The organism is Subtercola boreus (assembly GCF_003399635.1).
Taxonomy (GTDB): Bacteria; Actinomycetota; Actinomycetes; order Actinomycetales; family Microbacteriaceae; genus Subtercola; species Subtercola boreus_B.
The window spans coordinates 1-7,819 of sequence record NZ_NBXB01000054.1; the positions used below are offsets into that span (position 1 = coordinate 1).

Genomic DNA, 7,819 nt, shown 5'->3' on the forward strand with positions numbered 1-7,819 from the left:
CCAGTGGCCGTTCCAAGACACCGCATCAGGTCAGAAAGGCCGTCGACCGACCGCTGAACTTCGAGCTCGCGCAGGTCCACATCGAAGAACACGCCGTCCGGCCCAGGGAAGAAATTGATCCGCGTTCCCAGTGCAGGCCACACGGCGAACGAGTCGTGAATAGGGAGTTCCGCGACAGACGCGGGCAGCGGTGTAGAGCCATCCTGAAGTGTCATCCTCCATCCGGTAGCGCGAAGCGCAGCGAGGACGCGATCCCAATCGGCTGCCGTCGCACCCTCCACTTCGCCGTCGGGGAGGGTGCCCAATTCGTCTTCGAACAATTTTGAGAAAGCAGCCAAATCAATCCGGGAGATCATAAACAGATCATCTCGCCTTACCGTCAGCCATTCAACTACCCCGCTTGCGGTCAGACCCACGGTGCGGCCGACACCTTCCAATGCGTTGCCGCAGAGCTTCGACGCAGGAGTCAGGCTCCGCTCGAACTCTGAACACCCGCTCCGCGATCAACGGTCGGCCAGATCAGTCGGGTAGAGGACGGCGCCAGTTGACGTTCACTACAGCGATCCGCGTTTCAAGCGATCCGTTCCAAGAGACTTGCAGACCCTGTCGCTCCAATTCGCTAACAGTCTTCTGCGCCACCTCTCGTGCCACCCGGTCCCGCTCCCCCGCATCCTCAATCGCGGCATCAAATCCGACGTACAACGTGGCGTCCGGGTAGGCCAGACGGTTCGCATCCTGCCGATGGAAGAACACGAAACCCGGACCACCGCGTCCATCCCTGATCAGCGAGATACTTTCATGTGTCGCGTCGCCACGGTCGTTTCCGAGATTCATTGATGCGACAACACCCGAGCTAGTCAGAGCCGCAAAGGCCACCTCGACCCGATGGTCGTCGCTTGGGTCTCGCGGTCCGGCGACGGCAAGTTCTTCCATGCGTTTTGCCCATAGTTCTCTGATGACCTCTCGGACATCGGCGGCTGACAAGGGAAAAGTATCGTCATACTCGACGAGCTCATCAAAGAGGGCCTCGATCTCACCCCGCTGAGCAAACCCCGGCGCGATGGCTTCCCAGGCCTGCTCACGCAAAAAGGCGTAGGCGTCAGCCCGATCCGGCCGATCAGTCTCGGGCATAGCGGCCAGCTGATCGACGTCGAGCACAGCGGGGGAAGGCGGGTCAACGTCGGGCCTAGCGAAAGGCGGATCGACTCGCTTCGTCCATGGCCATCTCATCTGCACAGGTTAGCGTCGGCCACCCGAACGACCAGGGTGATTCAGCTCACGCCGACAAACAATTGCTCGCGCAGAAGATCACAGGCCACCTCCCACCGTTTTGCCGCACAATGCTCCCTGCTACAAAATCGCAGTACCGGTCAGCGTCGCCTCCCTGGGGCGTGACCCGGCTGTGCCGTGGCAGACTCGGCATCATGAAGCCGAGGGCCCGCTCGTACCTTGCAAGGACCGTGGTGATTGCCGGAGTCTTCCTACTGTCGAGCTGTACCGCAACGACGGACGGGAATATTTGGACCGGGCCCCCGGCCACTCTTACCGGTCATGTCGTCGACACCGCCGGTGAACCCATGGGCCGCTGCAACATCAATCCCGGCGGGAACTACACCATCGAGATGCAGACAATCAGCGCACCCGACGGCAGCTTCACGGTCAGCCTGCCCGGCGGGCGCTATGACATCGAGGCCAACTGTCACGACTACGACCAAACTTTCCTCGGCCGCGGCACCGCACCAGTCGAAGTAACGAGCGCCGACCCCGTCTCGGTCCAAATCACCGTCAAGCAATAACGGCCCGAAACATCCCCTGCAGAAATGCGCGGGCACCTGCGTGGTTCGTGCGACGTCAGGCTCCAAGACGGTGCTTTATCTAACAAGTCCGCTGTATTCGGATCGGCTAGAACTAAGCCCCGCGATGCACTCCCCCATCCCCGGAGCTCAAAGCGGTTCCGCTGAACGTCGACTGTTGAGTCGTTCCGGGGGGCTCGAGTATCCGGCCGGACGACATCATTCCCGCTTCTCCGAGGAGCAACTTTCTCCCCGTACCTATTACCTGTTCGGCCAGCACAAAATGTCCATGCCGCGCAGAACTCACTCAAACATCGCTCGATACGTCATCATGAAGAACATGCCTGATTCATTTGAAATGGAACTGACGAATGATGAACGAAAGCTTCTCATTCAAGGGCTCTTGCAGTGGGGTGGACCCGCTTACGGGTTCGATTCGCTTGCCCACCTGATGGGCTTCGAGAGTCACTACGACCTCGTCTACGTAGACGGCCGCCGCATCGCCGATGCGATTGAAGCCGACGAGCCTATGGCTGCGGATGACTGGTATCGAGCCCTTACGGCAACAGAAATCGTTTTTTCAAGCTACGCGCTTGGAGCCGCCTCAGACTGGGAAATCGTCACCGGCTTCAAAGACGCGAGATCGCTGGAGCTACTCCGAGCGGTTCAGCACAAGGTCTCCAAACTTCCCAAACCCCAGGCTCTACTCGACGCGCGTCTCGAGGCCCGGATGCAGATCGCGAGGCGGCGCAAGTAGATCTGTCTTGAGGGAGACGGTCATCCGGTTCGACCTCCCGGAGCAATACCCATTTTGAGACGATCCCGACTCAACCGGCAAGATTCACCACCCGATCCGCAAGGAGGGGAAATCTAATGCCAGGACTGCAACGGATCCGGAGGCTGATTCTCGGCGGACAAGCCGCACGGCGAGCGAGCGTTTCGTCCGCCATATCGAACGCAGGCCGGCTACCATTCGGACGGCTCGGCCCAGAACCGGGCCCGTTCGACTCACCGCCTGACGCGCCGGTAATGCTCGACCCAAACCAGCTTCCCTGGGAGCTCCAAGACACCGGCCGCAGCCTCCCAGACGACGACCAAGAGACGTCCCTTTGAAGGTCGGGTTTGCGAGATTTTAATTCTTCGTCGGTAGGGTTGGCGAGTGAGTGAGGAACTGCGCGAGATCCGTACGGAGGACGGCACCACGATCGCCTATTCGGTTTTCCCTGGGGCAGGGCCCACGGTAGTGATCTTGCACGGGCTCGCAGGCAGCAGCCGTGAGTTCGTCCCCACCGCTGAAGCGTTGACCGGTCGGGAGGTCATCCTTGTAAATCAACGCGGTCATGGCCGCAGCACACAGGCACCCGCCGACACATCTCGGGAAGCGTTCGTTGGCGACGTCGTAGAAGTTATTGAGACTGAAACGTCTGGTCAGGTGGATCTTGTCGGCCAGTCGATGGGTGCGCACACCGCAATGCTCGTAGCCGCACTTCGCCCGGACCTCGTGCGGAGGCTGGTACTGCTGGAAGGGAACGAAGGCGGCGGATCCGAAGAAGAACATGCCGCGCTCGGGAAGTACTTCCACTCATGGGACGTTCCATTCGCGACCCGCGAAGAGGCACAGGCCTCACTCGGAGATGGGCCGCTAGCCACTGCATGGGTGGCTGATCTCGAACCGCGACCCGACGGCCTGTACCCGCGATTCGATCCGGACGTGATGGTCTCGACAATCCGAGCCGTTTCCACACCACGATGGGAAGAATGGGAGCACGTATCAGCGCCCACTCTGGTCGTCTACGCGGACGGTGGCATTTTCACCGAGAAACAAAAGTTAGAGTTCATCTCCCGTGGCGCTGACGTCGTTCGGGTCGACCTCGTCGGGGCCTCCCATGACGCCCACCTTGATGCTTTCACCCAATGGATCGACGCGCTCACCGAGTTCGTCTCCGATTATCGAAAGTCCCGCTGAGAGTCAGCGTTCCGGTATCCCTTTGGGGTTCCGGTTGGATTGTTGGATCTCTCGTTCGAGGTCAGCGAGCTGCTCCTCCGTGGACCGGGAATCCACGCTTCGGCCGGGTCGTGCATCCGGGTCGGTGGACTTTCGCCGGCTCGGGTTTCCGTAGCTGACGTTGCCACCTGATCGGTAAGCGTACTCACGGCCGAGGATGAACCACAGACCCGTTCCCACGAGGGGAAGGAACACGACGAGGAGCACCCAGGCGATCTTGGGGAGGTGCTTGATCTGTGACTCGTCGCGAAGAATGATGTCGACAAGCGCGAAGATGACGGCGCCGAGGAGAACGACAGAGAACAGGATCGCGATCATGTCCGCAGCCTGACGCACTTGTCGGTGCTCAGTCAACCTTCGTCGGGCCCGGGGGCACCTTGTAGGGGCCAGCACTTTGGCACGGGCTGATGGTCGAGAACAGGAGGCTCGTCTGGTGGCAGGCTCAGCTCTGATGACAGACTCTCTGCCATTACGCCTTGCGGTCCTTATTCAATATAGCTAGATTATTGGCATGGATCGGATTCAACGGGTGACAGCACCTACCGTCGATGTTCTTCACGTGATGTTGGGCACCACAGCCCCGGTGTGGGGTTTGCAGATCATCAAGCAGACGCAGCGCCTCCCTGGCACGATCTATCCGATCCTCGAGCGTCTTGAACGAAACGGCTGGATCCAGTCATCGTGGGAGGAAGACTCCTCCCGGCAAGGACCCCGCCGCCGCCTGTACAACTTCACTGCCGAGGGGGAGATTGCCGCCCGGGAGACCTGTTTGGCGTTCGAGGCGAAACGGACTTCGACCGGTAGGCCTGAGACGGGGCGGTTGGCGACGTCATGAACTCGATACATCGGCTGCTGATCATGGCGGCGGTCGCATTCTCACCGAGGGCAAGCCGAATGGGCCGAAACGAGCAGTGGTCGGCGGACTGCCGGGACGCCGCCGAGCTTGGCCTCTCGAGGTGGACCATCACAGCGGGCGCCCTGTCCACCTCCATCCTGAGCCGCCGGCTTGCCAAGACCACCAGCTCAACAGTCACCGAGAAGCAGGAGAAGAGCATGAAGTTTGAAGCGAAAGTCGGACGGCGTCCCCTGACCCGGTTAGTCACCGGGACGCTCATCACGGCGTTTGTGGCCACCGGCGCGGTCAGTATTGGTGCCGCCTGGGTAGGGAACGAGCTCGATACGCTCTCCCGGGCCGCCACGATCGAACCACTGCCCGGGCCTGTGACCTGGGCAACCCTAGACGAGGGACCAGCCCCGGAATGGACCGACACCAGCACACTCATCATCATTGACACATCGACTCCATAAAAGGGATGCGCTGTTTCGTCACCGTCGGCATACCCCGCAACTCAACTGCCCACTGGGAAAGCGAACATGATTCGATCAAGCATTGTCTCGAAAACCGCTCTGATCCTATGAGCTTGCCCTTTAGGTGGAACCTTCGTACTCGTGCCGGCACGCAGCTAGTGATGGTGGTTCTGTCGCTCGTAATGATCATCACGGCCTTGTTCCTTCAAGCTACGTATGGTCAGATCACGGACCCGGGGGCGAGCGTCTGCACCGTCGAGCCTTCCGGCGGCGCCATCTCGAGCTGCATTTATCCTGGCAACTACGCATTTTCCAAGACCGTCCAGGCTTTCGCACCCGGAGCTTTCACCGCCGGGCTAGTCGGCATACTCATCGCACTCTTACTCACTGGCCTCAGCCAACCAAGCAGAACCGCAACCATCCCAGACCCGCAGCCCAAAACAGGCGGCCAGCAGCCTGAGAACGACGACCGGTTCCGCCGCCCCCGCTAAGACTGCTGCAGCCGACAACATCGAATTAGCTCTAGGCACGTATGGTTTGGGTTCTCGAGGGGGCCAGAAACGATCACAACACCAATACCAACCGTCGTCGGACGCAAGGAAGACAGACTACGACGGCCAACCGGCTAGCGACTCATTGAAGACTTCGGCCAAGCCCTTGGCTTACTCAGCCGTTATGCCTCAACGCGGACAAGCGCTCCAGCCGGCGCCCACCCTGACCCAAGGTTCCGTCCCGGTAGATGACCCCGACTGAATCCGGACTAGGCCACGTGTACCAATCCGACGGACACACAGAGATCGCTACCTGCCTATCAGGCCTGCTCCGCAACCCGCAGTGAGATCGATGTCCGCGATTTTTGTCCGCGCACGCTAATGTTCGAGCGACTCCTGTGAGGTCGGCCCAAGCCGTGCACAGACATCCGCATTTACAAATACCGGCGAGCGTTTCGCTGCCTCGTTTGCCGTGAACTTTCTCGGATGGAATGGACAATACGGGTGTGAGTATCAGCGACGGCGACATCATCTCCCGCTCCCTTGACCAAGGTGCGGTTTTCGCTGAGATCTACGACCGGCACGAACGTGCCGTGTACCGCTACGCGGTCAGCCGGCTCGGAGCAACCCATGCCGACGATGTTACATCCGAAACGTTCCTCGTCGCCTTCGACCGTCGGGAATCGTTCAGTGGTTCCGGTGACGCGAGACCCTGGCTGCTCGGTATCGCAACAACGCTGATGAAGCGCCACGTCCGCCTTGAAGTCAAGGCGTGGAAAGGACTGCTGGCTTCGGATCTCGGCCAGATCAGCATCGACGAGTTCGACGTGATCGATCAGCGCCTCGACGCAAGAACCATCACGAAACGGATGGGTAAAGCGTTGGCCCGCCTGCCAGCCGGCGACCGTGATGTGCTCCTTCTCCACACGTACGGGGACCTCAGCTACGAGGCAATCGGTGATGCGTTGAGCATCCCCGTCGGGACCGTCCGTTCACGTTTGAACCGTGCGCGCCGCAAGTTACGCACCGCGATCGACCCGGCCGCAGGCCTTGACACGAAAGAAGACCATGGACGAGATCTCGCTCCTTCGCCGAGTACGAAATGACATCCCTGAACGAGCACCGGCGAACGTGTCTCGCGGGAAGCTGGATCTCCTTGAGCACATCCACTCCGACTCCCCCTTCGCCCCTGTCACCGTCCCTAAGCCGCGTCGGACTGCGACTTGGATCGGGTTCACCACCCTCGGTGCGGGCGCACTGACCGTTGCGCTGGTCGCGACGAACGTTCTCGGTCTCGCGGGCTGGCGAGGAGGCGCGGACGCAGCCGCCGCTAGTGTGCTGGAATCCGCTGCCACCGCGACCTTGAATGTCACGGATCCCGTTCTGGCACCGGGACAGTACCTACTCGTGAAGACCGACGCGGTGTACTCGAGCTCAACCGCCAGCGATAGCGGCACCGAAACGGCATTCCTGGAAAGCTACGTTCACGAGCTGTACGTGCCCGCGAACCGTGATGACGACTGGGTGTGGATGCGGCACGCCGGCCAGATCTATCAAACCTTCGGGCCCGAATCTGAAGCGTTCGCCGCGCAGCTGCAGGCATACGAATCTGACGAGCTGCTTCGAGCGCCAGGCGGAACGTTTTACGGCGGCTCCCCCACTCAGATCAGCGGCGACTACGACACGTTGCCCAGAGACCCGCACCAGCTGTTGAACGCCATCTACCTTCAAACCCTCGGCGCCGGCCCGTCACGAGACGCTGAAGCACTGACCTGGATCGCAGACACACTCCGCACCGGAACCGTCCCCGCAAATCTTCGATCCGCGCTCTACAAAGCCGCAGCGGCGATCCCCGGAGTCACGATCACGGAGCAACAAGCCACCCTCGACGGCACCACCGGCATAGCTATCGGAAGAGTTGAAACCACCAACAACACCCGACAAGACATCATCATCGACCCGAACGACGGCCAGTTCATCGGCGAACGCAAAGTCACCCTGACAAGCTACGCCGGCATGCCCGCCGGCACAGCGACAACCAGCACCGCTGTCACAACGACCATCACGGATACGGCGCCCGCTGGCGGCACCCAATACTGACGGCGCTCACTGAAATTCCCCAGTTCTGCTCACTGAAATTCCCCACCCCGGGTCGCTTCCGCGCATAGAAGCGGGCCTCCCTCGATGCTGATGGTCTTCGACCACACACCAGCTCGAGAAAG

The 7,819-nt window shown here is 60.6% G+C and carries 10 protein-coding genes; 7 read left to right on the forward strand and 3 right to left on the reverse strand.

The genetic code is table 11. The annotated features are described in order from the left end of the window. Both B7R22_RS18055 and B7R22_RS18060 read right to left on the reverse strand, forming a co-directional pair. Positions 1-356: hypothetical protein (locus B7R22_RS18055; RefSeq protein ID WP_216363531.1), on the reverse strand; the 356-nt coding region annotated here is incomplete at its 3' end. Positions 357-519: 163 nt separating this feature from the next. Further along, positions 520-1,158, reverse strand: a complete 639-nt coding sequence (locus tag B7R22_RS18060; RefSeq protein ID WP_116413083.1) for a DUF6891 domain-containing protein — start codon at positions 1,156-1,158, stop codon at positions 520-522. 266 nt (positions 1,159-1,424) lie between these two features. Here B7R22_RS18060 and B7R22_RS19360 point away from each other — a divergent pair, with 266 nt between their 5' ends. The 3 genes from B7R22_RS19360 (at position 1,425) to B7R22_RS18075 (ending at position 3,759) form a co-directional block, all read left to right on the forward strand. Continuing rightward, entirely contained in the window at positions 1,425-1,796 is a 372-nt protein-coding gene (locus tag B7R22_RS19360) for a carboxypeptidase-like regulatory domain-containing protein (protein ID WP_172582548.1), read from the forward strand. A 175-nt stretch (positions 1,797-1,971) separates the two neighbouring features. Next, positions 1,972-2,550, forward strand: a complete 579-nt coding sequence (locus B7R22_RS18070) for a hypothetical protein (protein ID WP_147305462.1) — start codon at positions 1,972-1,974, stop codon at positions 2,548-2,550. A 402-nt stretch (positions 2,551-2,952) separates the two neighbouring features. Continuing rightward, positions 2,953-3,759 carry an alpha/beta fold hydrolase gene (locus B7R22_RS18075; protein ID WP_253259160.1) on the forward strand — a complete coding sequence of 269 codons (807 nt, stop codon included), beginning with the start codon at positions 2,953-2,955 and terminating at the stop codon, positions 3,757-3,759. Between the two features lie 3 nt (positions 3,760-3,762). Here the strand turns inward: B7R22_RS18075 and B7R22_RS18080 are convergent, their stop codons facing one another. Next, a complete protein-coding gene (locus tag B7R22_RS18080) occupies positions 3,763-4,116 on the reverse strand; it encodes a PLDc N-terminal domain-containing protein (RefSeq protein ID WP_116413091.1) in 354 nt (117 codons plus the stop codon). A gap of 244 nt (positions 4,117-4,360) precedes the next feature. Between B7R22_RS18080 and B7R22_RS18085 the strand changes: the two genes are divergently transcribed. From B7R22_RS18085 to B7R22_RS18105, 4 genes are all read left to right on the forward strand, one after another. Beyond that, positions 4,361-4,633 (forward strand): PadR family transcriptional regulator, encoded by a 273-nt coding sequence (locus B7R22_RS18085; protein WP_216363532.1) that lies wholly within the window; start codon positions 4,361-4,363, stop codon positions 4,631-4,633. Next, the gene (locus tag B7R22_RS18090) at positions 4,630-5,106 is read left to right on the forward strand and encodes a hypothetical protein (protein ID WP_116413087.1); all 477 of its coding nucleotides are present in this window, start codon (positions 4,630-4,632) and stop codon (positions 5,104-5,106) included. The genes B7R22_RS18085 and B7R22_RS18090 overlap by 4 nt, the downstream gene beginning before the upstream one ends. A gap of 997 nt (positions 5,107-6,103) precedes the next feature. Continuing rightward, positions 6,104-6,703, forward strand: a complete 600-nt coding sequence (locus B7R22_RS18100; RefSeq protein WP_253259161.1) for an RNA polymerase sigma factor — start codon at positions 6,104-6,106, stop codon at positions 6,701-6,703. A 25-nt stretch (positions 6,704-6,728) separates the two neighbouring features. After that, positions 6,729-7,697 carry a CU044_5270 family protein gene (locus tag B7R22_RS18105; RefSeq protein WP_116413089.1) on the forward strand — a complete coding sequence of 323 codons (969 nt, stop codon included), beginning with the start codon at positions 6,729-6,731 and terminating at the stop codon, positions 7,695-7,697. Positions 7,698-7,819: the final 122 nt, after the last annotated feature.